Source organism: Streptomyces sp. NPDC021562, from assembly GCF_040640875.1.
Taxonomy (GTDB): domain Bacteria; phylum Actinomycetota; class Actinomycetes; order Streptomycetales; family Streptomycetaceae; genus Streptomyces.
This window is the reverse complement of sequence record NZ_JBFACN010000030.1, coordinates 32,889-56,436: the sequence shown is the minus strand read 5'-3', so window position 1 is coordinate 56,436 and position 23,548 is coordinate 32,889. Positions and strand designations below refer to the sequence as shown.

The 23,548-nt window shown below is 72.7% G+C and carries 22 protein-coding genes; 17 read left to right on the top strand and 5 right to left on the bottom strand.

Annotation, left to right across the window (positions count from 1 at the left end):
- The first annotated feature begins 7 nt into the window (after positions 1 to 7).
- From AB0G52_RS34175 to AB0G52_RS34155, 5 genes are read left to right on the top strand one after another with little or no spacing between them, the layout of a single operon-like run.
- Positions 8 to 838 (top strand): arylamine N-acetyltransferase, encoded by an 831-nt coding sequence (locus tag AB0G52_RS34175; RefSeq protein ID WP_361341930.1) that lies wholly within the window; start codon positions 8 to 10, stop codon positions 836 to 838.
- Positions 838 to 2,946, top strand: a complete 2,109-nt coding sequence (gene pabB, locus AB0G52_RS34170; protein ID WP_361341927.1) for an aminodeoxychorismate synthase component I — start codon at positions 838 to 840, stop codon at positions 2,944 to 2,946. The genes AB0G52_RS34175 and pabB overlap by 1 nt, the downstream gene beginning before the upstream one ends.
- Positions 2,943 to 3,782 carry an aminotransferase class IV gene (locus AB0G52_RS34165; RefSeq protein ID WP_132891796.1) on the top strand — a complete coding sequence of 280 codons (840 nt, stop codon included), beginning with the start codon at positions 2,943 to 2,945 and terminating at the stop codon, positions 3,780 to 3,782. Before pabB ends, AB0G52_RS34165 begins: the two co-directional genes overlap by 4 nt.
- A gap of 13 nt (positions 3,783 to 3,795) precedes the next feature.
- Positions 3,796 to 4,725, top strand: coding sequence for a diiron oxygenase (locus tag AB0G52_RS34160; protein WP_132891795.1), 930 nt, complete (start codon positions 3,796 to 3,798; stop codon positions 4,723 to 4,725).
- A 40-nt stretch (positions 4,726 to 4,765) separates the two neighbouring features.
- A complete protein-coding gene (locus tag AB0G52_RS34155) occupies positions 4,766 to 6,160 on the top strand; it encodes a 3-deoxy-7-phosphoheptulonate synthase class II (RefSeq protein ID WP_361341922.1) in 1,395 nt (464 codons plus the stop codon).
- Here the strand turns inward: AB0G52_RS34155 and AB0G52_RS34150 are convergent.
- Positions 6,154 to 6,513 (bottom strand): hypothetical protein, encoded by a 360-nt coding sequence (locus tag AB0G52_RS34150; RefSeq protein WP_361341919.1) that lies wholly within the window; start codon positions 6,511 to 6,513, stop codon positions 6,154 to 6,156. The two genes, AB0G52_RS34155 and AB0G52_RS34150, sit on opposite strands and share 7 nt — an antisense overlap.
- Before the next feature lie 288 nt (positions 6,514 to 6,801).
- Complete coding sequence (locus AB0G52_RS34145) at positions 6,802 to 7,725, bottom strand: helix-turn-helix domain-containing protein (protein WP_132891792.1); 924 nt, start codon at positions 7,723 to 7,725, stop codon at positions 6,802 to 6,804.
- A 242-nt stretch (positions 7,726 to 7,967) separates the two neighbouring features.
- Between AB0G52_RS34145 and AB0G52_RS34140 the strand changes: the two genes are divergently transcribed.
- The gene (locus tag AB0G52_RS34140; RefSeq protein WP_132891791.1) at positions 7,968 to 8,351 is read left to right on the top strand and encodes a hypothetical protein; all 384 of its coding nucleotides are present in this window, start codon (positions 7,968 to 7,970) and stop codon (positions 8,349 to 8,351) included.
- A 157-nt stretch (positions 8,352 to 8,508) separates the two neighbouring features.
- Here AB0G52_RS34140 and AB0G52_RS34135 read toward each other — a convergent pair whose 3' ends face one another.
- Positions 8,509 to 8,796 (bottom strand): hypothetical protein, encoded by a 288-nt coding sequence (locus tag AB0G52_RS34135; RefSeq protein WP_361341915.1) that lies wholly within the window; start codon positions 8,794 to 8,796, stop codon positions 8,509 to 8,511.
- Between the two features lie 435 nt (positions 8,797 to 9,231).
- On the opposite strand from AB0G52_RS34135, the gene AB0G52_RS34130 reads away from it, so the two are divergent.
- The 6 genes from AB0G52_RS34130 (at position 9,232) to AB0G52_RS34105 (ending at position 16,713) form a co-directional block, all read left to right on the top strand.
- Entirely contained in the window at positions 9,232 to 10,188 is a 957-nt protein-coding gene (locus AB0G52_RS34130; protein ID WP_361341912.1) for a pseudouridine-5'-phosphate glycosidase, read from the top strand.
- On the top strand, positions 10,185 to 10,901 hold the full coding sequence (locus tag AB0G52_RS34125) for an HAD family hydrolase (protein WP_361341909.1): 717 nt from the start codon (positions 10,185 to 10,187) through the stop codon (positions 10,899 to 10,901). Before AB0G52_RS34130 ends, AB0G52_RS34125 begins: the two co-directional genes overlap by 4 nt.
- Complete coding sequence (locus tag AB0G52_RS34120) at positions 10,898 to 12,370, top strand: MFS transporter (RefSeq protein ID WP_132891787.1); 1,473 nt, start codon at positions 10,898 to 10,900, stop codon at positions 12,368 to 12,370. Before AB0G52_RS34125 ends, AB0G52_RS34120 begins: the two co-directional genes overlap by 4 nt.
- The gene (locus tag AB0G52_RS34115) at positions 12,367 to 12,816 is read left to right on the top strand and encodes a cupin domain-containing protein (protein WP_361341905.1); all 450 of its coding nucleotides are present in this window, start codon (positions 12,367 to 12,369) and stop codon (positions 12,814 to 12,816) included. The genes AB0G52_RS34120 and AB0G52_RS34115 overlap by 4 nt, the downstream gene beginning before the upstream one ends.
- Before the next feature lie 35 nt (positions 12,817 to 12,851).
- Positions 12,852 to 13,082 carry a 4-oxalocrotonate tautomerase family protein gene (locus tag AB0G52_RS34110; RefSeq protein ID WP_132891785.1) on the top strand — a complete coding sequence of 77 codons (231 nt, stop codon included), beginning with the start codon at positions 12,852 to 12,854 and terminating at the stop codon, positions 13,080 to 13,082.
- A gap of 601 nt (positions 13,083 to 13,683) precedes the next feature.
- Positions 13,684 to 16,713, top strand: a complete 3,030-nt coding sequence (locus AB0G52_RS34105; RefSeq protein WP_361341901.1) for a BTAD domain-containing putative transcriptional regulator — start codon at positions 13,684 to 13,686, stop codon at positions 16,711 to 16,713.
- Between the two features lie 75 nt (positions 16,714 to 16,788).
- On the opposite strand, the gene AB0G52_RS34100 is transcribed toward AB0G52_RS34105, so the two are convergent.
- Both AB0G52_RS34100 and AB0G52_RS34095 read right to left on the bottom strand, forming a co-directional pair.
- A complete protein-coding gene (locus tag AB0G52_RS34100) occupies positions 16,789 to 17,151 on the bottom strand; it encodes a hypothetical protein (protein WP_361341898.1) in 363 nt (120 codons plus the stop codon).
- A 217-nt stretch (positions 17,152 to 17,368) separates the two neighbouring features.
- Complete coding sequence (locus tag AB0G52_RS34095) at positions 17,369 to 18,559, bottom strand: hypothetical protein (protein WP_132891782.1); 1,191 nt, start codon at positions 18,557 to 18,559, stop codon at positions 17,369 to 17,371.
- A 537-nt stretch (positions 18,560 to 19,096) separates the two neighbouring features.
- Here AB0G52_RS34095 and epsC point away from each other — a divergent pair.
- The 5 genes from epsC to AB0G52_RS34070 all read left to right on the top strand — a co-directional run bounded on the left by epsC (position 19,097) and on the right by AB0G52_RS34070 (position 23,544).
- Positions 19,097 to 19,666, top strand: a complete 570-nt coding sequence (gene epsC / locus AB0G52_RS34090; RefSeq protein WP_207921862.1) for a serine O-acetyltransferase EpsC — start codon at positions 19,097 to 19,099, stop codon at positions 19,664 to 19,666.
- A 104-nt stretch (positions 19,667 to 19,770) separates the two neighbouring features.
- On the top strand, positions 19,771 to 20,739 hold the full coding sequence (locus AB0G52_RS34085) for a cysteine synthase family protein (protein ID WP_132891781.1): 969 nt from the start codon (positions 19,771 to 19,773) through the stop codon (positions 20,737 to 20,739).
- The gene (locus tag AB0G52_RS34080; protein ID WP_132891780.1) at positions 20,736 to 21,203 is read left to right on the top strand and encodes a cupin domain-containing protein; all 468 of its coding nucleotides are present in this window, start codon (positions 20,736 to 20,738) and stop codon (positions 21,201 to 21,203) included. Before AB0G52_RS34085 ends, AB0G52_RS34080 begins: the two co-directional genes overlap by 4 nt.
- Before the next feature lie 73 nt (positions 21,204 to 21,276).
- Positions 21,277 to 22,245 carry a DMT family transporter gene (locus AB0G52_RS34075; RefSeq protein ID WP_132891779.1) on the top strand — a complete coding sequence of 323 codons (969 nt, stop codon included), beginning with the start codon at positions 21,277 to 21,279 and terminating at the stop codon, positions 22,243 to 22,245.
- 480 nt (positions 22,246 to 22,725) lie between these two features.
- Positions 22,726 to 23,544 (top strand): cupin domain-containing protein, encoded by an 819-nt coding sequence (locus tag AB0G52_RS34070; RefSeq protein ID WP_132891778.1) that lies wholly within the window; start codon positions 22,726 to 22,728, stop codon positions 23,542 to 23,544.
- Positions 23,545 to 23,548 lie beyond the last annotated feature (4 nt).

Genomic DNA, 23,548 nt, shown 5'->3' with positions numbered 1-23,548 from the left:
GCTGTGTGTGTCAGATTCGATGTGGCAGGGCGGCGGCGTCGACCTGGACGCCTACCTGACCCGTGTCGGTTACCGGGGCGACGTGGCCGCGGACCTCGCCACGCTGCGGGGCCTGCACGCCGCCCACGTCGACGCGATCGCCTTCGACAACCTCGACGCGCTGCTCGGGGGCACCGCGGTGCCGCTTGACCTGGACAGCGTCCAGGACAAGATCGTGCGGCGGGGCCGCGGCGGCTGGTGCCTGGAACAGGTCGTCCTGATGGCGGCGGTGCTGGACCGGATCGGCTTCACGTTCTCGGCGCTCGCGGGACGAACCCGGATCCGCACCGGGAACAGGTTCGGTCCCGCGCTCCACGTCGCCCTGTGCGTGGAACTCGACGACGAACCCTGGCTCTTCGACGTGAGTTTCGGTGCGTACGGGCCGCACGCCCCCATCCGTCTCGCCGAGAACGCGCGACTGGAGGGTGACTGGCCCTTCGACCTGGTGCGGGAACCGAACGGTGAACACGTGCTGCGGTTCCTGCGGCCCGAAGGGCCGGCGGAGCTCTACGGTTTCACCACCGACGCGCGCTATCCGTCGGACTTCGAACTCCTCAACCACTTCTGCCTCACGCACCCGCGCTCGCCGTTCAACCACCGGATGGTCCTCCAGCGCACCCGGCCCGACGTGCGGTACCTCCTCGCCGGCGACACCCTCACGGAAATACGTCCCGCGGAGCCGGCGACCACCAGGGAACTGGACAGGGACGAACTGCTCGCCGCGCCCGCGGAGATCTTCGGAATCACCCTGGAGCCGGGCGACGTCCAAGCGCTCTCGAAGATCCTGGACGGTCCCTGATGCGTACCCTGCTGCTGGACAACTACGACTCGTACACCTTCAACCTGTACCAGCTGATCGCCGGCATCAACGGCCAGGAGCCGGTCGTCATGGTCAACGACGACCCGGTGCTGTCCGGCCTGCGGCTGGAGGACTTCGACAACATCGTGGTCTCACCCGGCCCCGGACGACCGCAGAACCCCCGCGACGCCGGTCTCGTCGGCGACCTGCTGCGCCGCACCACCCTGCCCGTGCTGGGCGTCTGCTTCGGACATCAGCTGATCGCGCACCTGGCCGGGGCGGAGGTGGCCGCCGCGCCCGAACCGAGACACGGGCACCTCGCCAAGGTCACCCACGAGGGAGACCCGCTGTTCGCCGGGGTCCCGCGGGAGTTCGTCGCGGTCCGCTACCACTCGCTGTGCGTGCGGGAACCGCTCCCCGAGGAACTCGTCGCCACCGCGTGGGCGGACGACGGTGTGCTCATGGCGCTGCGTCACCGCGATCTGCCGCAGTGGGGCGTGCAGTTCCACCCCGAGTCGATCGCCTCCCAGCACGGGCGGGAGATCCTGCGGAACTTCGCCGACCTGACCCGCCGGACGCGGCACGGACAACGACCGTCCGTCACCCTCACCGACGTCACCACCGACCCCGCGCTCTTCGACGACACGCCCGGCGCGGCCGGGGGACTGGGGATCATCAGCACGGTCGTGCCGACCGCCGCCGATGCCGAGGCCGTGTTCCTCGAACTCCTCGACGACGCCCCGTACTGCTTCTGGCTGGACAGCAGCCGGGTGGAGAAGGGCCTGTCGCGGTTCTCGTTCCTCGGCGACACCTCGGGCCCGCTCAGCGAGGTCCTGACCTACCGCACCGGCAGCGGCGCCGTGGAAGTACGCGACGCGCACGGCGTCCGCCTCGTCAGCGGCAGCGTGTTCGACGTCCTCGACCAGCGGCTGCGCGCACGGCGCGTCCCCGACACGGACCTGCCGTTCGACCTGACCGGCGGCTACGTCGGCTACTTCGGCTACGAACTCAAGGCCGAGTGCGGGTCCACGGCCCGCCACACCGCCGAGACCCCGGACGCCGTCTGGATGTTCGCCGACCGCGTCGTCGCCGTCGACCACCAGGAGGGCCTGACCTACCTGGTGGCCGTCCACGACGAGCGGACCCGGAACGACGCGCAGGAGTGGGTGGACCGGACGGCCGCCCTCCTGACGGCCCTGAACCCGGCCGACGCCGAACCGCCGGACGACCCCGCCGGGGGCCCTCCCGCGCAGGCCGAGGCGCACCTCCGCCGCGACCGCGGCCAGTACCTGGCCGACATCGCGGAGTGCCGGCGGCAGCTGAACCGCGGCGAGAGCTACGAGATCTGCCTGACCAACAAGATGCACCTGCCGTTCCACGACGACGACACCTCCTTCTACCTGAGGCTGCGCCGGGCGAACCCCGCACCGTACGCCGCGCTCCTGCGCCTCGGCGACGTCACGGTCTTCAGCTCCTCACCGGAACGGTTCCTGCGGATCGAGAGAGACCGCACGGTCACCAGCAAGCCGATCAAGGGCACCGCCCCTCGCGACGCCGACCCCGTGCGCGACGCCGAACTGGCCGCCACTCTCGCCTCCAGCGCCAAGACACGGGCCGAGAACCTGATGATCGTCGACCTGCTCCGCAACGACCTGGGCCGGGTCTGCGAGGTGGGCAGCATCGAGGTCGACCCGTACCTGGCCGTCGAGAGCTACGAGACCGTGCACCAACTGGTCTCCACGGTCCGCGGACGGCTCGCCGACGGGGTGAGCGCGATCGGCTGCGCCCGGCAGTGCTTCCCGGGCGGCTCGATGACCGGAGCGCCGAAGCTGCGCACCATGGAGATCATCGACGGCCTGGAGACGGAGGCCCGGGGTGTCTACTCCGGTGCCCTCGGCTACTTCGGTCTCTCCGGCGGCACCGACCTGAACATCGTGATCCGCACCGCGGTCCGTGTCGGTGACCGGTTGACGATCGGCGCCGGCGGAGCGATCGTGCTCGACTCCGACCCGGACGACGAGTACGAGGAGATGCTGCTCAAGGCGGCGGCCTCGCTCCGCGCCTGGCGCGCGCCGACCGTGTCGCACCTGAGCGGTCCCCGGCGATGAACACCGTGGCGGGCACAGCGACGGGGACGGCGCCGGGCCAGGGCGTCCGCCGGTGGTGGGACGCCGAAGGCGGATGGGCGCCGGCCGACGCCGCCGGGACGGTCCTGGTCGCCGACTCCTGGCTCGTGGACGAGGGACGGGTACGGGGACTCGACCGGCACGCCGCACGCTTCGGTGCGGCCTGCCTCCGGTTCCCCGGACCGGCAACGGACACCACGGACCGGTTCCTGCGTGCGGTCGCCGCGTCACTGCCCGCCCGGGGCCGATGGTTTCCTCGCGTCGAACTCGTGCAGACCGGGCCGGGAACACGGCTGCGGATGTGGCTGCGTCCCGCGCCACCGCGCACCGCGACCGTCCGGCTGTGGACCGCGCCGGGACCCGACCGACGACGGCTGCCGGCCGTCAAGGGCGCCGACCTCGACCACCTGGCCGCCCTCCGCGCCGCCGCGGTCGCGGCGGGAGCCGACGAGGCACTGCTGGTCTCGCCGGAAGGCCACGTGCTCGAAGGGGCGACCACGAGCGTCGTCTGGTGGCGGGACGACACGCTGTGCGGGCCACCGCCCGGTCCCGGACTGCTTCCCGGGATCACCCGCGCCCTGCTCGGCGAACTCGCCGGCACGGCGGGCCACCAGGTCGTCACCGAGCGGGCCACCGCCGCGGATCTCGCCGGCGTACCCGTCTGGACGCTGAACGCCCTGCACGGCATCAGGCCCGTCACCGAGGGCCTGGGCCGGTTCCAGGACACCGACGTCGCGACGGCCGAACACTGGCAGTCGCGCCTGGCCGCGCTCGCCGTCCCGGCAGCCGCCGCCCTGATTCCCGTGGTGAACCCATGAGGGAGGTTTCCCGATGACCGCGGCACGTGAAGAGCCCGCCTACGAGCGCGACCTGCTGGTGCAGCTGACGCGCCGCTGGGGGAAGCGGGTGGCCGTCAAGAAGGACGAGCTCGACCTCGACGGCCACTTCGACACGGCGCTGCCGGACTTCCCCGAACGCCTCGTCCCGGTACTGTTCCTGCCGGGTGCCGACCGGCTCGACCGGGAGGCCCGCGAACGCATCCTGTCCGCCGCGTGGATCTCCTACAACGCCAAGACCGCGGCCATCGAGGACGAGATCATCCTGCCGGCCTGCCGGCTCATGCTCCAGGAACGGATCCCCGTCCGCCGCGACGACGTCGCCGTCGACGCCCTGCACCAGACGATCATCGACGAGCACTACCACATCCTGATGTGCCACAACGCCGTCGGCGTCACCCGCAGGCGGCGCGACCTGGCGGACCTGAGATTCGCGCCGGACGTCTGGTCGGTCGTCCAGGGGCGGGACGCGGTCCGCGCCGGGCTGTCCGGGTTCGACCGCGACATCGTCGACATCGCGTTCTCCCTGGCCGCGGAGACCACCATCAGCGGGTTCCTCTCCGCACTCGCCACCGCCCAGGAGATCCAGCCGATGAACCGGATCACCACCGATCTGCACCGCCGGGACGAGGGCGGACACGCGGTCGTGTTCCGCGAGTTGTGCGGTTCGCTCTACCGCAACCTGGACGGCGCACAGCAGCGGATGTTCCGCGAAGCACTCGTCGACGGACTGACCGCGTTCCGCTCCGCGGACCTGGAACCCTGGGTGACCGTGGCGGCCCAGGGCGGCCTGGAGGTCGACGCCGGTCAGCTGGGCGAGTGGGCCGCGTCCCGTCCCGTACCCGCGCGGGACACCGGGCCCTTGCAGCTGCTGCTCGACGACCTGGGCATCAGCCACGACCTCGTCGAGACGGTCCGGCGCTGACCGCCCCGCACCGCCCAGCCACGAGAAGCGGACGGAGACCATGGTGACCCGCACCGGCGAAGCCGCCGCGCACTGGCGGACACTCGTCGCCCACCAGCGGCCGGAGTGGCCCAGCCCGGCCGAACTCGGTGACGTGGTGGACCACCTGGCCGCCCGGGCCCCCTTGGTCACCCCGGAGGAATGCGACCTGCTCACCGCACGACTCGCCCAGGCGGCGGACGGCAGAGCGTTCCTGTTCCAGGGGGGCGACTGCGCCGAACGTTTCGACCGCCTCTCGACGCAGGCGATCCACGGCAAACTGCGCCTCCTCCGGCAGGTGGCGGTGATCCTGGCGCACGCGTCGGCGGGGCCGGTGGTCACGGTGGGCCGGATCGCCGGACAGTACGCGAAGCCCCGGTCACGTCCGACCGAGACAGTCGACGGCCGCACCCTCCCCGTCTACCGCGGCGACGCGGTGAACGGCACCGGCTTCAGCCAGGCCGAACGGCGGCCGGACCCGGCCCGGCTCCTGCGGATGTACGACGCCTCACGCCACACCCTGGACGTCCTGCGGGACTTCACCCGCGACGGCCCCGACCTGCACCGGCTCCACGAGGAGAACCAGGACTTCGTCTGCCGCTCGCCCGCCGGTGAACGCTACGGAGCGCTCGCCGACCGCATCGGCCAGGCACTGTCCCGCGAGGACGCGCACGCCGGCGAACCGCCCGGCGGCACGGAGGTGTTCGCCAGCCACGAAGGACTGCTGCTCGACTACGAGGCCGCGCTGACCCGCCGTCACCCGCGCACCGGCCGACGGTACGCGGGGAGCGGCCACATGCTGTGGATCGGCGAACGCACCAGACAGCTCGACGGCGCCCACGTCGCCTACTTCGCGACCATCGACAACCCGATCGCGGTGAAGCTGGGCCCGGCCGGCACGCCCGCGCAGGCACTGGCCCTCATCGACCGCCTCGACCCCGATCGGCGGCCGGGCCGGCTGACGTTCATCGTGCGCATGGGAGCGCACCGGGTGCGGGACCTGCTGCCGGAACTCGTGGAGAAGGTCACCGCTTCCGGTGCGCCGGTGGTGTGGGTGTGCGATCCGATGCACGGCAACACCTTCGAGGCGCCCAGCGGACACAAGACCAGACGGTTCGACGACATCCTCGCCGAGATCGCCGGCTTCTTCGAGGTGCACCGGGCCCTGGGCACCCACCCGGGCGGCCTGCACGTGGAGCTGACCGGCGAGGACGTCACCGAGTGCGTCGGCGGAGGCTCAGGGCTGGGTTTCGACGATCTGCACCGCAGGTACGAGTCGGCGTGCGACCCGCGCCTCAACGGGGACCAGGCGCTCGACCTGGCCTTCCACGTCGCCGAGTTGCTCAGCCCCAAAGCGTCCGGCGCCGTGGCGCCGGACGCAGCGGTGAGTGCCGCGGTCTGGAGCGGACGTCAGTGATCGCTTCCTTCCCGCGCCGCCGTCCCTGGCCCGGCTGCCGCGGCCTGCCCCGTGAGTTCCCGCCTGGCGGCACGTGCCCTCGCCAGCACCTTGTCCCGGTAGGGATGCGCCGCGCCGAGGGCCGACGCCACCGCCACCGCCTCGTCCAACAGCGCCAGCCGCTGCTCGGGCAGCTCCCGCACCAGTGCCGACATGCTCGCCTCGACCAGCACGTACGCCAGCTTGGACCCGTACACCTCCGGCGCGACCTGCGTCAGCAGGCGGTAGATCCGCAACCCCTCGGTGCCGCGTACCACTCGACGGTTGGCACTGAGCAACTGGACCCTCGCCCGTACGACCATGTCCTGATCCAACGATCCCCCTCCGTTCCCTCACCCCCACCTGCACCCGTCCCACGACGAGACAGCACGACGAACGCGTCGGCACCCGGGAACGGGATGCCGACACGGACGCCGGAGAGTGGATGACGACGAGTCTCCGGCAGGCCGCCACCCCGGACAAGCCTGGACGGACGTGTGCTCGGTCCTACCGCGAACCACGTCCGAACAGGCATGATGGACCTGACACCCGCTCACGTCGGAAGGCAGCCGGTCAGCGCACTGACAGACAGTGCGCGCAGACACGTGATCGAGCGCGGAGTGTCAACTGCCGTGCCGGCGGCGCAACTCGCTCACGGTCGCGCCGAATTCGCGTTTCAGGGCTCTGCCCAGGTGTTTCACGTCGTGCACGCCCCACTTGGCCGCGATCGCGGCCGTGGAGATGCCGGACGAGGCCGGGGCCGCGAGGTCGCGACGGATCCGCAGGAGGCGTTCGTGCCGGACCCAAGCGGCGAACGTGAGGTCGCCGCCTTTGAAGAGGGAGTGGAGGTGACGGACCGAGATGCGGTGCAGGCGCGCGACGCGCTCCGCGCTGAGATGGGGATCGCTCAGGTGGGCCAGCACATAGGCCCGGATGCGGTCGACGAGACAACTGGTGACAGAGGTCCGCTCGGGACTCGTGTCGGCGAACGCCGCGAGCAGGAGCGCTATGAGAGCGTCGGCGAGATGCGCACGGGCCGCATCGCCCTGGACGCCGCCGTCGGCCGTGGACAGTGCGTGAGCGAGGAGCCCGCCGATCCCGTCCTGCACCGGGATGGGGTGCGCGGTGCGTTCGCTGAGGGAGTCCACGTGCCTGCCGAGACGTGCACGCGGAACGCACAGCACCGTCATGTCGATCGGGCCCGCACCGGCGAGCCGGTAGGGCCTGGTGTTGTCGCAGGCGAACACCTGGCCCGGCCTGACGGTCGCGCTCCGGTCGTCCTGGACCGCGGTGAGCGGACCGCGGTGCTGGAGGTTGAAGTGCATCCACTCCACGTCGCTCGAGGTGATGCTCCGACCGTCCCGAGTCACCGTGCCGGCGGTGGCGTTGATGTGGGCAATGGTCACGGGCCCCATGACCACGTGGTTGACCACCGCTTCGAAACCCGGAGGGCCCGCGTCGCCGACGCGCAGGGGCGCGAACAAGGCTGAGGCGACCGACTCGAACGCCTCCGTCCCTCGTAACCGGAACCCTGCGCAGTCTGTCATGACGCTCTGCCTCCTCGACTGCCAGCTTGGACGGGCCCCGGGTCGTGGAGCGCGCTGTGCACGAACTGGGGTGCCTCGGTGCACGTACTGGTGCCTGCGAGCCGCGGCTTGCTCCTACGGTCGTCGACAGCGGTGCACATGGCCGACTGTGCCGCGAACTCACCGTGTCGACAACTCAGTTCGTCGAAAGCCGGCCCCTCAGGCTGCGCCTTGCGCTGCGTCACACATGAAGGAGAAGCAATATGCGTCCTCGTTTCCTGACATCGGCCATGCTCGCGGCCCTGGCGACGGCGGGGCTCATGGTCAGCGCCCCGCAAGCCCTGGCCGCCCCACAGGTGCCCCATGCGCCGGCCTCGGCGTCCACGTACAACCTCACGACCGTCATCGACCAGTGGACCCACTGGAGCCCGGACGCGAACACCTCGTCCCATGCGGGCACCCTTTACCGCGGCACCAGCTACTTCTACTGCTGGACGTACGGCGCCACCTACTCCAACAACGGCCACACGGACAACGTGTGGCTCCTGACCGACGACGACACCGGGAACCGGGGCGTCTACGTGAGCGACGTCAACCTCGACCTCTGGGGCTGGCAGCACGACCAGCAGGTCCTGCCGCAGTGCTGAGACCCCTGTGCCACGACCGGCCATGACATAGCCGGCCCGTCCGGAATCGATCCGTCCCTCGCCGCCCGCTTCCCGGGCGGCGAGGGACGTTGACGTGTGCCGCCGGCCGATCGGGAGGCCGCCGGGAGCGGCGCGCCCTTCGGCCGGTCCCGCGTGCTCACCGGCCGGACTGTGACACGGCCAGCTGGTCCTTGACCCAGGGATCGAACACCGCCAGCCGATGGGCCGCCGAAGGGTAGAACGTCGCCAGCTGATCAGCGATCCATGGATCCGTGGGCTGCCGTGCGGAGCCATCGCCCCTGACGCCCGCCGCGGCGCCGGTGACCGGACGATGCGCGCAGGCATGAGAGGTGACCGCCATGGCCGAGCCGCCTCCGGCCAGCACAGCGCCTCCGGCCAGCACAGCACAGACGGCTGCGCCGGTGATCCGTCGCGTCAACTTCATGCTCTTCTCCTCCTGGCTCGGTCCGGCTTGCGCGCTCACCCCTGCGAGGTGAGCCGCACCGCGATCCGGAAGCATTTGTTCCGGTTGGTGTGTCTACCCCTGCGGGCTCCGCGCACACCTCTGCCCGCGAGGCGCATCCACTTCCGGGGTGGTTCGGGAAGGAAAGGCGAGGGTTCGGGCCGACGTGCCCGTTCGAGCGCCCGCCGACGCGAGGGATACGGGAGGCGGCGCGCTCCCGGGCCCCTGCGCGGCGGTGCACGGGGCCCGGTCCGGAAGCCTGGGGCACCGGGCCCGGCTCCGGACCGGGAACCAAACGGGAACGGAGACGGAGAAGGTGGCGGCTGACGGACAGCGGCGGGGTCCGGTGCCGCCGCCTCGTCGTTCCTGGACTCGTTCCAGCGACCCAGCGACCCAGCGACCGTTCGGGAGACTCGTATGCACCCCCTGTTGCGTATCAGTGAGGAAGTCGGTGACGCGCTGGCCGAGAACCGGCCCGTCGTCGCCCTGGAATCGACGGTGATCGCGCACGGCCTGCCGTATCCGCAGAACGTGGAGACGGCGCTCGCCATCGAGAAGGCGGTGCGGGACTCGGGCGCCGTGCCGGCGACCGTGGGGCTGGACGGCGGCCGGTTCACCGTGGGCATGTCGCCCGACGACATGGAGCGCTTCGCGGCCGGTACCGGTGTGCCGAAGGTGTCCAGCCGGGACGTCGGTGTGGTGCTGTCGGGCGGCGGGCTGGGGGCCACCACGGTGGCGTCGTCCCTCGTGGCCGCCGATCTCGCCGGCATCCCGTTCTTCTCCACGGCGGGGATCGGCGGCGTCCACCGGGGCGCGGGCGAGAGCTTCGACGTCTCCGCCGACCTGGTGCAGTTCACCCGGAGCAAGGTGGCCGTGGTGTGTGCCGGCGCCAAGAGCATCCTCGACCTGGGACTCACCCTGGAGTACCTGGAGACGCTCGGCGTACCGGTGATCGGCTACCGCTTCGACGACTTCCCCGCCTTCTACTGCCGCTCCAGCGGCCTGCGCGTGCCGCAGCGGCTCGACGACCCCGGTGACGTCGCGCGGGCGCTGCGGATGCACTGGGCGGCCGGTCTGCCGGGAGGCGCGCTGGTCACCGCGCCCATCAGCGAGGAGCACGCCCTGGACGGGGACCTGATGGAGGGGGTGATCCAGGAGGCGCTGCGCGCCGCCGAGCGGGACGGCGTACGCGGTCCCGCCGCCACCCCCTACCTGATGAAGGCCGTCTCGCGGGCCACGCAGGGGCGCTCCGCCGCCGCCAACCGCGAGGTCCTCATCAGCACCGCCCGGCTCGCCGGACACCTGGCCGTCGCCTACGCGGCCACCGCCGACGACCCGGCCACCGCCGTGCCCGCGGAAGGAGTCGCGGCATGACCTCCGTGTTCGTCTTCGACATCGACGGCACCCTGGCCGACACGCCCGCCGCCATCGCGGAACTGATCGGTGACGTGGTCCGCGACTTCGGCGCGCGTCCCGGCCGCCGGGAGGTGCTGGCGACCGTGGGCAAGCCCCTGGAGTCCTCCCTCGCGCGCCTGCTGGGCACCGGCGTGCACGACGCCGTGACCGCCGAGGCCGCGGCGCGCTACCGCAGCCGCTTCGCCGTGGACGTGCTCAGCCGCGGGCCGGAACTCCTGCTGCCCGGCGTGGCCGAGGGGCTGGAGCGGATGCGGGCGGCGGGGCACCCGCTCGGTGTCGCCACCTCCAAGATCCACGCCAGCGCGCACGCGCTGCTGGACGCCACCGGAATCCTCGACAAGTTCGACACCGTCGTCTGCCACGACATGGTCGGACGAGGCAAGCCGCACCCCGACATGGCGCTGCGGGTCCTGTCCGAACTGGGCGGCCGGCCCTCGCGCTCCTGGTACGTGGGCGACACCGTCACCGACGTGACGATGGCGCATGCCGCCGGGCTGCGGACGGTGGCGGTCACCTACGGCGTCGACACCGCCGAGGCCCTCACGTCCGCCGGCGCCGACCACGTGGTGGCCGACTTCGGCACGGTCACCGACCTGCTGCTGCGCACGGCGGCACCGTCCGCCGGGACCCGCACCGCGACCGGCACCGGACTGACCGGAGTCCGCTCATGACCCTCCGGAGCGAAGAGACCACCGTCCCCGCCGCCCCCGCGGCCCCCACCCGGTTCACCGGCCGTATGGCGGCCGCGCTGCTGGCCCTGTCCATCGCCCAGTTCCTGGTGGCGCTCGACTACTCGATCATCTACGTGGCACTGCCCAGCATCGGAACGGGACTGGGCCTGGCCCCGGAGCGGCTCCAGTGGGTCGTGTCGGCGTACGCCGTCTTCTTCGCCAGTTTCCTCGTCGTCGGCGGCCGAGCGGCGGACCTGACCGGCCCGCGCAGGCTCTTCCTCGGTGCGTTGGCGCTGTTCGGCCTGGGCTCCCTCGCCGCCGGTCTGGCCGGGGACCAGTGGCTGCTGATCGGCTCGCGCGCCGCCCAGGGCATCGGCGCGGCCGCCCTGACCCCGTCCATGCTGGCCCTGATCGGGGCCGCGTTCCCGGCCGGGAACGTACGCTCCCGGGCGCTGGCGATCTGGGGGGCGATCGGCGCGGTGGGGCTCGCGGCGGGGGTGCTGATCGGCGGAGTGCTCACCTCGGCACTGTCCTGGCGGTGGGTGTTCTTCGTGAACGTGCCGCTCATCCTGGTCACCGTCGCCCTCGCCCTGCGGGTGCTGCCGGCCGGCGCCCGCACCAGGGCTTCGGTCCGGGATCTCAACGTCCCCGGCGCGGCCCTGTTCACCGGGGCCGTCCTGTGCCTCGTGGCGGCGCTCACCCAGGCGGCGGTGGGCGGCTGGACCTCCGGGTCCTGCCTCGGGTGCCTGGCGGCGGCCGTCGCGCTGGCCGCGGCCTGGACGGCGTACGACCGGCGCCCGGCCACCACGCCCCTCATCCCGCGGCCACTGCTGCGGGTGCGCTCACTGGCGGGTGCGAGCGCGATGTCGGCGCTGTACATGGCGAGCGTGGGCGCCGAGTTCTTCCTGATCACCCTCTTCCTCCAGGACGTGTGGGGCTACGGCGCCCTCGAGGCGGGCATCGCCTTCCTGCCGCTGACGCTGAGCGTGGTGGCGGGCAACCTCGTCACCGGGAGGCTGGCGCAGCCCTGGGGCATCCGGCGCACCCTCGCCACCGGCTTCGCGGTCGGCGCGGCGGGCCTTGCCCTGCTCGGCATCGGCACGAACGGCTCGGGCTACTGGACCGCCGTACTGCCCGGCCTGCTGGTCAGCGGCCTCGGTCAGGGCATGGCCTTCGCCGGCATGTACATCGGGGGCACGAAGGACGTGCCGGACAGCGAGCAGGGCACCGCGTCGGCGGTGCTGACGACGACGCAGTACACGGGCGGGGCCATGGGCCTGGCGGTGCTGGTCCTCATGCTCGGTGACGCACCGGGCGACGCGGCGTTCGGCCGGGCCTACGCGCTCACCGCCGTACTCGCCCTGGTCGCCGCAGCGACCGCGCTGACGACGCTGACCACCCGCGCCGAGGACGGCGGGCCGAACGCCCGGGCCGAGGTCGCCGGGCCGGGCACCGGGGGCGGGCGATGACGCTGCCCAGGGTCATCGGTCCCGGCGCCGGCCCCCGCGCCGTCGTGGGCGGCACCGCCGTCTCGTTCCTGGTCACCGGGGACGACACGGCCGGCCGCTTCGGCCTCACCGAGCACCGGATCCCGCCCCGGGCCCCGGGGGCACCGCTGCACTTCCACAGCGAACTGACGGAGATGTTCTACGTGGCCGAGGGTGACGTCCTGCTCACGCTCGGCACGGACCGGCGGGTGGCGGCTCCCGGCACCTTCATGCTGGTGCCGCCCGGAACCACCCACGCCTTCGGCAACCCCGGCACCGACCCGGCCACCCTGCTGGTCATGTTCACCCCCGACGGGGGCCGGGAGAAGTACTTCCGCGAGCTGGGCGAGCTGCTCGACTCCTCGCCCGGGCCGACCCCGCAGATGCTGGAGGAACTGGCCCGCAGATTCGACCAGTTCCCGGCCTGAGAGCCACAACCGAACCGCGAAATGAGGAGAAGACCATGCCTGTCGTGACCGTGGACTGGTGGAAGGGCAACGACCGACAGAAACGAGCCGATCTCGTGCACGAGGTGACGGCCGCCGTGGCCCGGATCGCGGGATGCCCGACGGCCGCCGTGACCGTCCTGGTGAGGGACGTCGAGCAGGATCACTGGGGGAGCGGGGGCGTGCTCGCCGACACCCCGGCCGGGGCGCCCGCGGACCTCCCGCACCAGGAGGCCGGTGTCCACTGAAATGACCATGCGCATACGGTGGGTGGCCGACAGCAGCACGCTGTCGGCCACCCACCGTGTGCGTCCTCCTCGATCGCCCCGCCGGGACACGGCCGTCCGGTGCACGTGTCCGCGGGGGAGAGGTGCCGCGCGACCGGGGATCCGGCCGGCACACCCGGCCGAGGCCGAGGAGGCACCGGAAACGAGCGACGGCTACGCACCGTGACGGCCGTGCGGAAGTGCGGGGCGCGGCGCACCCACCCCGCCCGCACCGCGTGCGCCCCCTTCACCGTCCGGCGCGCCGTGGGGACCCCCGCCCGCCGCCACCGGTCGGCCGCCGTTCGCCTCCCGCGGCCCGCCGTACCCCCCGGCCTGCGCACGGGGCTTCGGGGATCCGCGAAAACCTGTCCGATATTTGACAGCGTGCCTCCTGGCGCGCCTGGCACGACCACCAACGCGCGCCACGCGGTCCACCGCATGGGTGAGAATGTCGGCATCTACGTCGGCCGCCCTGTGCCGTTCACCGCGGAACGTGAGGAAACGGGAAGCCGTCTCCGGTCCCTCGGTCCCTGCGGTCGCGGTGTCGTGGCAGCCGTCCAGGACCGAGGAGAGGACACGCGCCATGCGCCAGACAGGGCCCATCCGCTTCAGCATCCTCGGATCCCTGGAATGTTGGGACGGGGACGAACGCGTCCACGTCGGAGGACCCGTCAACGAGCGCGTCCTGGTGACGCTGCTCCTCGAACCGCAACGGGTGCTTCCCGTCCACCGGCTCATCGAGGCCGTCTGGGACCAGGACGCTCCCGCGACCGCCGCGCACCAGGTCCGCAAGGCCGTCGCCGAGCTGCGTCAGCGCATCCCCGACGGACGGACCCTCATCGCGACGGACGGACCCGGCTACCGGGCCGCCGTGACCCTCGAACAGCTCGACCTGCTCCAGTTCACCGACGCGCTGCAGCGGGCCCGCGACCACATCGCCGCCGGCCGGACCACGGAGGCCACGGCGCTGCTGAGGACGGCCCTCGCCCTGTGGCGTGGCCCGGTGCTGTCCGGCAGCGGCGGCGCTGTCGTGGACGCGGCCTCCGCCTCCCTGGAGGAACGTCGGACGACCGCGGTGGAGCAGCTCTTCGAGCTGAGACTGGAGGCGGGCGAGAGTGCCGCGCTGATCGCCGAGATCCGCGAGGCGATCCGCGACAACCCGCTGCGCGAGCCCCTGCGCGGACATCTGATGCTCGCCCTGTACCGCTCGGGGCGCCAGGCCGAGGCCCTGGAGGAGTACGGCACGATCCGCGCCGTCCTCGACGAGGAACTGGGCATCCAGCCGGGCACCTCGCTGCGCGAACTGCACCAGGCGATCCTGCGCAACGACCCCTCGCTGAACGGCCCTGCCCCCACGGACCCGGCGGCGCCCGCGGTGAGCGGCGGCCGGTCCACCCTCCCCTACGACCTGCGCGACTTCACCGGCCGCGAGGAGGAACTGCACAAGCTCCTCGGCTTCGTCGAGGACGCCGACGGCTCCGGGCCGCTCATCGTCGCCATCGACGGCATGGGCGGCAGCGGCAAGACCTCGCTCGCGGTCCGGGCGGCGCACCGTCTCGCCGAGCGGTACCCCGACGCCCAGCTCCACCTCGACCTGCGTGGCTACACACCCGACGAGGAACCGCTGACTCCGGCGGCCGCCGCCGAGGCCCTGCTGCGCATGCTGGGCGTGCCCGGCGAGCGGATACCGGACGATCCGCAGGGCCGCATCGCCCTGTGGCGCGCCACCATGATCAAGCACAGGATGATCCTCCTGCTTGACAACGTAGTCGACGAGTCCCAGGTGCGGCCGCTGCTGGCCTCCCCCACCAGCACGATCGTCCTGGTCACCAGCCGCGCCCTGCTCGTGGACCTGGACGCCGCGCACTCCATCTCGCTCGGCACCATGGCGCCGCCGGACAGTGTCGCGCTGATCGTGAGCATCATCGGTGAACGCCGGGCCCAGGCCGAGCCCGAGGCGGTCGCCGAACTGGCGGATCTGAGCGGCCACTTACCCTTGGCGCTGCGCATCGCCGCGGCCCGGCTGCGCAAGCGCCCCCGCTGGAGCGTGCGATACCTCGTGGACCGGCTCCGCGACGACACCCACCGACTGGCGGAACTCAGCGCCGGCGAACGCAGCGTGGAGGTCACGCTGCGGCTGTCGTACGAGGGACTGGACGCCGGGTACCGCAAGTCCTTCCGCCTGCTGGGCCAGTACCCGGGCGCCGAGCTCGACGTGTACACGGCGGCGGCGCTGCTCGACCTCGGGCTCCGGGACGCCGAGGACGTCCTGGAGTACCTCCTCGACATGCACCTGGTGCAGCAGCACGAGCCCGGCCGCTACGCCTTCCACGACCTGGTGCGCAGTTTCGCCCACATGCTGTCGCGCACCCGGCATTCGGGAGGCACCGGCGAGTTCAGCGAGGAGGCGGCGGGGGCGGTCCGCCGGCTCATGGAGTACTCGCTGACGGCCTCGGACGTCGCCTGCGACCTGCTCTTTCCCGGCCGGGTGCGGATGGCGCGGCCGACGCCGTCGTTCCGTCCCGAGCTGACGCCCCTGCGCACGCCGGAAGCCGCTCGCGACTGGTTCGAACGCGAGCAGGACAGCCTCCTCGCGGCGATCGCCCTGGCGTTCCGGCGGAACCTCGACCGTGAGGTGGCGCTGCTCGCGGCCAACGTCGTCTTCCACCTCGATCTGCGCGGCCGGCTCGACGAGTTCCTCGCGCTCTGCCATACGGCGGTCGCCGCGGCCCGTCGCCTCGGCGAAGCCGATCTGCTCCGGCTGAGTCTGTCCAACCTGGCGGTCGCCTGCTGGAAACGCGGCCGGTTCGAGGACGGCATCGCGGCCGCCGTCGAGGCCCACGAGCTGGCGGTCGAACTCGGCGACCGCCGGGGACAGGCCAAGGACACCGGCGTGCTGGGGCTGCTCCTGGCCACCACGGGCCGGTTCGACGAAGCGCTGTCACGGCTGGAGCAGTCCATCGCCCTCAAGCGCGAACTCGGCGCGGAGCGGGCCGAGGCGGAGTCCCTGTCCAACATCAGCGCCGTCCACATGGAGCGCGGGGACTTCCAGGAGGCGGTGCGTACGGCCACCCGTTCCGTCCACCTGGCCCGCAAGATCGGGGCGTTGGAGAAGGAGCTGGTCGGCCTCGGCGACCTCGCGCAGGCCCAGTTGGCGATGGGGGACGCGGAGGCCGCGGCCCGTACGCTGGGCACGGCCCGCGACCGTATGCCGGCTGTCGTGGCGCCTGCCGAACGGGCGCTGCTGCTCATCCTCTCCGCGGAGGCGGAGGGCCGGCTCGGGCACCGGCACCAGGTGCTGCACTGGGTGGAGGAGGCGCTGGCCACCAAGGGACTCGAGGACGCGCCGGTGCGGGAGGCCACCGTGTGGAACACCGCGGGGCGCTTCTTCCACCGCTGCGGCGATCATCAGCGGGCGTTGCGGCTGCACCGGCAGGCACACGCGTCCGCCGCCCGGCTCGGGCACCGGGTGGAGGAGGCCTACGCCCTGGACGGCCTCGCCCAGGCGCTGGCGGCCCTCGGGCACACGGCGGAGGCAGCCGAGCGGACGGACGCCGCGCACGCGGCGTTCCGCGCCATGGGAATCCCCGGCCGGATCCACCGGGCGGACTGAACGCCGGGACCACGACGAGCCGGTGCCCGCCGTTCGTCACGGCGGGCACCGGCCCAGGACGCTCTGCACCCTCGCTCAGACGGCGACGACATTCGGCCCTTCGTCGCCGTCCGTGCCGGCCGTGATGACGTTGGGTCCTTCGTCGCCGTCGGTGGCGACCGTGATGACGTTGGGTCCTTCGTCGCCGTCGGTGGCGACCGTGATGACGTTCGGTCCTTCGTCGCCGTCCGTGCCGGTCGTCGTCGCGTTCGGGTTCCCGGTGTGGGAGGACGTCGTGGCGACGGTGCGGACGAGCGAGACGCTCGGGACGAGGTTCGGGCCCTCGTCCGAGGCGGGGTGTGTGACCGGCGCGCCGACAGCCACACCGAAGCCGAGAGCCACGGTGATCGCCGCGGTGGCGAAGAAGCCCGCCGGGTTCGTGAATCCCTTGCTGGTCATGATGCCCGCCTTCTGTCGGTCGCGGTGTGCGGTGCTGACAGAAAGAAAGGTCGCGGCCAGCGCTCCCGGCGCATTCCGCATCCGATACCGCGCCGTCGGCCCCGAAAGGGAAGGACTCAGGAACGGACCGGGCGGGTACCGGCGGCCGCCGACGACACCGACGGGAACCGCCCGCACGGCCGAGGGCCGTGCGGGCGGTTCGTGCGGACGGACGCGGTCAGCGCTGGTCGGGGCGCCGGCTCACCTCCGCCCGCACCAGCCTCCCCACCGCCGCGACGACCCCCGCGACCTCCTGCGGCGAATCCGCGGTCAGCATCACGTAACCCTCCCCGCCGTGCCCGTCGCCGGGAATGTCGTCCCCCGACCGGTACGGGAAGTGCACCCGGTGCACCCCCGCGAGCTCACACACCGCTTCCAGTCCCGACACCGACAACAGCCGCCCCGCGGGCAGCCGGTAGGACGCCACCGCCGCGTACCGGTCGGCCGTCGGCACGCCCACCGGTTTGCCGGCGAGCGCCTGCACCAGCTCCTCGTCGGCCCGGAAGCCCGTGGCGACCTCGATCAGGGAGGCCACCGGCTCCTCCGGGTACGCGGCCCGCGAGCGGACCACCCGCGGTCCGTCGGCCGTCAGCACGACCACGGTGTACGCGTAACCGAACTCGTACCCGGCGAGATCGAGCAGTTCGGTCACGAGCGCGCGCGCCTCCGCCTCGTCCCGCTCCGGCAGGGGCGCCGGGAACAGGTGGCAGCCGGCCTGCCAGGCGCCGTGCAGCGCCACCACGCCCACGACACGGTGCATCCCGTCCACGGTGAGCGTCACCACGCCGTACTCCGGGCCTTGCAGGTACCGCTCCACCAGGTAGGCACGCTCACCCGCCGCCGACGGGCAGCCGGACTCCTCGGCGCCGGAGGGCAGCGAGCGTACGGTGACCGGACCGCCGATCTCCTCGACCGCGGCGGGCAGTTCCTGGGCGGAGCGGGCCCGCGCGGCCGGGACGTAGGAGTGCCGGCTGCCGTTGAGCAGCGCCCGCATGGCGGCCGGCTCGCTCAGCAGGCGGGCCGCGTCCGGCGGGTTGGGCGTCACCTGCAGGCGGGCCGCGGTCGCGGCCACCGCGGGCAGCTCCGCCGTGCCGGCGCAGGCCAGCAGCCGTTGTGTGCCGTGGACCCGGACCGACATCTCGACCGCCTCGGCGAGCGCGGCACCGTCGGCGAGGTCCACGAGGTCCACGGGCACCCCGGGCGGTATCCGGTCGTCCGGCGACACAGGGGTGCCGGAGATGATCCGGACGGCGAAGCCCGCGCCGACGGCGGCGCGCACGAGGTCCGGTGACGGGCCGATCAGCAGCAGCCGCTGCGGAGTGCCGTCCACGGGACATGGCTCGTTCTCTCGGTCGGCCGTCGCGCTCATGGCTGGGTCCTCGTTTCCTCGTCGGCAGCCGGGATCCGCCGGACGTCGTGCCGGCCAGCGTCCCGGGTGCCCCGGACAACTGATGGTTCGCGCATGGGTGGTGCTCTCTGGAACGGGTGGGGCGCCGTACCGGCCGTCCTGGCCGTGCCCCCGCTCGTCTCGGCGCGGAGGGGCGCTCGGGGGGAGTGTCCCTCCGACCGTTCCCGGTTCGCTCCCTGGCCGCTCCCGGCACCGGCCACGCCGCCGTGGTCGCCCGCCGACGGCCGGGGACCCGGGCGGGAAGAGAACGGGAACGGCACCGGCGACGCTCTCCACGATCCCCGGACCGCGGCGACCGCCGGGCCACCCCTCCCTGCCCTGGGACACGGGTCCCGGCGCCGCCCGCGACCGCCCCCTGCGAAGACTGGAGACTCCGTGAGCGCCACCTCGAAGGAGCCCGCGTCCGTCCTTCCGTTCCGGCGGGCCGGCTCGGACGCTGCCCGCGCCGTGCCGTCCGCCACCCCGCCCGACACCACCCGCACCGGTCTGCTCCGTCTGATGCGCGAGGACCTGGGCGTCGTGGTCGAGCGGGACCCGTCCGTCCGCGGCCGCCTGGAAGCGGCACTGCACCCCGCGCTGACCGCGCTGTGGACCCACCGGGTGGCACACCGGCTGCACACCCGCGGACACCGGATGACGGCACGTCTGCTGGCCCGCTGGGCACGACGGCTGACCGCCGTGGAGATCCACCCGGGAGCGGTCCTCGGCCGCCGGGTCTTCATCGATCACGGGGCCGCGGTGGTGATCGGCGAAACCTGCGTCGTCGGCGACGACGTGACGATCTACCACCAGGTGACGCTCGGCGCGGTCGGCTGGTGGAGCGACAACGAGCGGCCGCCGGGCGCCCGCCGGCACCCGGTGGTGGGCCGCGACGTCGTGCTCGGCACCAACGCCACGGTGCTCGGTCCGGTGACCGTCGGCGACGGCGCGGTGATCGGCGCCCAGGCGCTGGTCAACAAGGACGTGCCGGAGGGGACGCGGATGCTGGCCGCCACCGCCACCGGGCGTGCGCCGGGCCGCCCGGCCGAGGACGTCGTCGCGAGCATCGCCTCGGCCGGTTCCTGGTAGCCCCGCGCCCCGTCCCGTCTCCCCTCCAGTTCCCCGCGGGCTCCTCCGCGCCGGAACCGGTCCGCCACCGTCCAGACATGACGAGGAATCACATCATGCGCACCATGACGCCGCACACAACCCTGCCCACCCTGGTCCGCCCGGCGGTCGCCGACGGGATCGACGACCTGGTGGGCGGCACCCCGCTGATCCGGCTCAGACTCGCGGGACTGGCACCGGGCGCCGAGGTACTGGCCAAGCTGGAGGCGGCCAACCCGATGTCCAGCAGCAAGGACCGGGCGGCGCTGTACATGCTCAGGGCCGCCGAGGCACGCGGTGACCTGGCGCCGGGGGGCACGATCGTCGAGGCCACCTCCGGCAACACCGGTATCTCGCTCGCCGCCCTGGCCGCCGCGCGCGGCTACCGCTGCGTCATCGTGCTCCCCGACAACGCGACCAGCGAGCGGATCCGTCTGCTGTCGGCGCTGGGCGCACAGGTGGTCCAGACGCCCGCCGAACGGGGCTACCCGGGCGCGATCGAGCGGGCCGAGGAGATCCACGCGGCCACCGCGGGTTCCTGGTTCCCGTGCCAGCACGAGAACGCGGACAACGTCGAGGCCCACTACGCCACGACGGGTCCCGAGATCACCACGGCCCTGGCCTCGACCGGGCGCCGCGCCGACACCCTGGTCTGTGCGGTGGGCACCGGCGGCACCCTCACCGGCATCGGGCGTCACCTGCGCGAGCAGGACCCCGGCGTGACGATCGTGGCCGTCGAACCGGAAGGATCCCCGCTGCTCTCCGCCGGACGCGCCGGGCGCCACCGCATCCCCGGTCTCAACGGCGGTTTCGTCGCCCCGACCACCGACGTCTCCCTGATCGACGAGGCCATCGCCGTCAGCGACGCGGACGCCCTGCGCACCGCACGTGAACTCGCCGCCGGCCAGGGCCTGTTCGTGGGCGTGTCGGCCGGCGCCGCGGTGCACGCGGCACGCCTGGTGGCCGCCCGCCCCGAGTACCGCGACCGGTGTGTCGTGACCGTCCTGCCCGACACCGGCGAGCGCTACCTGAGCATGTGGGAAGACGGCTCATGACTCTCCTGGTGTCCACCCTGAAGCGGTTCGGCGACGCCGTCACGGTCCGGATCGGACAGACGACGACCACCCGGTACATCGCGCTCGCCGAGACCACCGACGGCCGCCTCGGCCTCTTCCACCACCACATGCTGCCGGGCGCCGCCGGAGCGGCCCCGCACTACCACACCCGTATCTCGGAGTCCTTCTACGTCATCTCCGGAGAGGTCACCCTCCACGACGGCACCGGCTGGCACACCGCGCACGCCGGTGACTTCCTGCACGTGCCCGAGAACGCGGTGCACGGCTTCCGCAACGACAGCGACGCACCGGCCGAGATGCTGATCATCTTCACGCCCGCCGAGAACCGCGAGGCCTATTTCACGGGTCTGGCCGAACTGCTGGCCGACGGAAACATCCCCACGCGGGCCGAGATGGTGGCGCTGATGGAGAAGTACGACCAGTTCGAGATCGACGAACCCTGACACCACCGCGTACCCGAGTCCCCACCCCACCCCACCCCACCCCACCCCTTCCGAAACCTTCAGGAGTCATCGGATGCACCCCGCCAACTGGGCCCGCTTCGGCCTGCTCGCCGCTCTGTGGGGGTGCAGCTTCGCCTTCATCAAGGTGTCGCTGCACGCCTTCGCCCCCCTCCAACTCGCCTTCGGACGGCTCCTGGTGGGCGCCCTCGTCGTCTCGGCGATCCTGGCCGTGACCAAGGGCTCCTTCCCCGGCCGCAAGGTCTGGGGGCACATCGTCGTCGCCTCGGTCTTCGGCAACGTCGTACCGTTCACCCTCTTCGCCGTCGGCGAGCAGCACACCACCGCCAGCGTCGCCGGCGTCATCCAGGGCGCCACGCCCCTGGTGACCCTGGGGCTCGCCGCCGTCGCCATCCGCACGGAGAAGCCGACGGCCCGCAAGGTCGCCGGTCTCGTGATCGGTTTCGCCGGGCTGATCGTCGTCGTCGGACCGTGGCACACCCACGGGTTCGGCTCCGTCGGCGGCCAACTCGCCTGTGTGGGCGCGGCGGTCAGCTACGCGATCAGCTTCGTCTACGTCCGCCGCTTCATCGCCCCGCACAAGTTCCCGGCGCTCGCCGTGACCGCGGGGCAGCTCACCTCCGCCATGGTCATCACCGGTCTGATCACCGTGTTCACCGTCGGCTGGGACCTGCCGGGCGACCTGACGGCGGGCCCGCTGCTCTCCCTCCTGGTCCTCGGCGGCGCCTCCACGGGCATCGCCTTCGCCCTGATGAACCGGCTCATCGCGGATGCCGGCCCCACCACGGCGTCCGGCGTCAACTACCTGGTCCCGGTGTTCTCGGTGATCGTCGGCGCCGTCGCCCTCGGCGAGAGCGTCACCTGGAACGTGCCGGTGGGCGGCGCGGTGGTCATCGCCGCACTCGCCCTCGCGGAGGGCCGGCTGCCGCTGCCGTCCCGCCGCGCCGCCGCCGCGCCGGTGGCCAGGACGGCGCCGTCCACGTCCGACCGGTCCCCGGCACCGGCCGCCCGCGAGGCCTGCTGACAGCCCCTTCCACCGGCCGCACACGGCCTCCCCACGAACGCCGTACGGCGCACCCCTGCCCGGGTGCGCCGTACGGCGTTCACGCGTGGGGACGACCGGGACCTCCTCCCGCCGTCGTTCCCCTGAGCAGTCCCGGGCCGGGAGCGACACGGGAGACAACCGGGAACCCGGCACGCGAACCTTTCACAGACGAAGGAGAACGACACGGCGGCCCGCACCCGCCGACATGAACCCCTTCCCCGCTCGGCCACCCCGCCCCGGGCCGTCATCGGCGCCCCCGGCAGGCCGGCACCGCTTCGCCCCGTGCGAAAGGCCGCAGCCCCCTCCCGGCGCCCGGCCCGCGACGCCCCTCGGCCGAGCGGCAACCGCCCCGGCCTCTCCGTTCCGCAACCGCGCCCACGGGCCGTACCACTCCACAGGCCGCACCACCCCACAGGCCGCACCACCCACCGGCCTTCGAACACAGGAAGCAGCCACAGCATGCCCCCAACCACCCAAGCCTCCGCCGCCACCGCGCTCGGCGACGCCCGCATCATCACCGCGGCCGAGTTCACCTTCCACCCCGTTCCCGGCACCCGCACCACGGTGGCGACACCCGTCAGCCCGGCGGCCGGCGCCACCCACGTCACCCTGCACGTCGTCCGGATCGCCCCGGGGGAGTCGTACGTCCCCGAGCACAGCGCGGCCGAGGAGAACACCGCCGTCGTCTTCTCCGGCGCCGGCACCGCCGCGGTCGGCGAGCACACCCGCCCCGTCGGCCGCGGTTCGGCCGCCTACGCCCCGACCGGCCACCCCCTCACCCTCAGCGCCGACGACCAGGGGATGACCGCCTACGTGTGGCGCACCCCCCTCGCGGGCGCCCCCGCGGGCAGCGACCCGGTCCTGCACTCCTCACTGTGGGACGACACCACCCAGCTGCGCGGCTTCGGCGGGACCGGGCAGATCGAGGCGGCCGAACGCCGCGCCACCATGAACTTCGTCTTCTGGCCCGGCACCGGCAGCAGCCGGCTGTGCCTGCACTGCGGCATCCAGCAGCCGGGCGAGACCTTCAACGTCCACCTCCACCCCGACAGCGACGAGGCGTTCATCGCCTTCGAGGGCGTCGGCCAGATGTACCTGCGCGACCGCTGGATCGACGTCGGCGCGGGAGACGTCCTGTACGCGGCGCCCGGCGTCCTGCACGGGGCCCGCAACCCGCACACCGGCCCCACCGCCCGCCGGTTCGTCACCTGCGGCGGACCCAGCCCCTACGACCCGGCGCTCTACTCGGCCGCCGGCCACTCCTCACAGGTCAGGTGAAAGC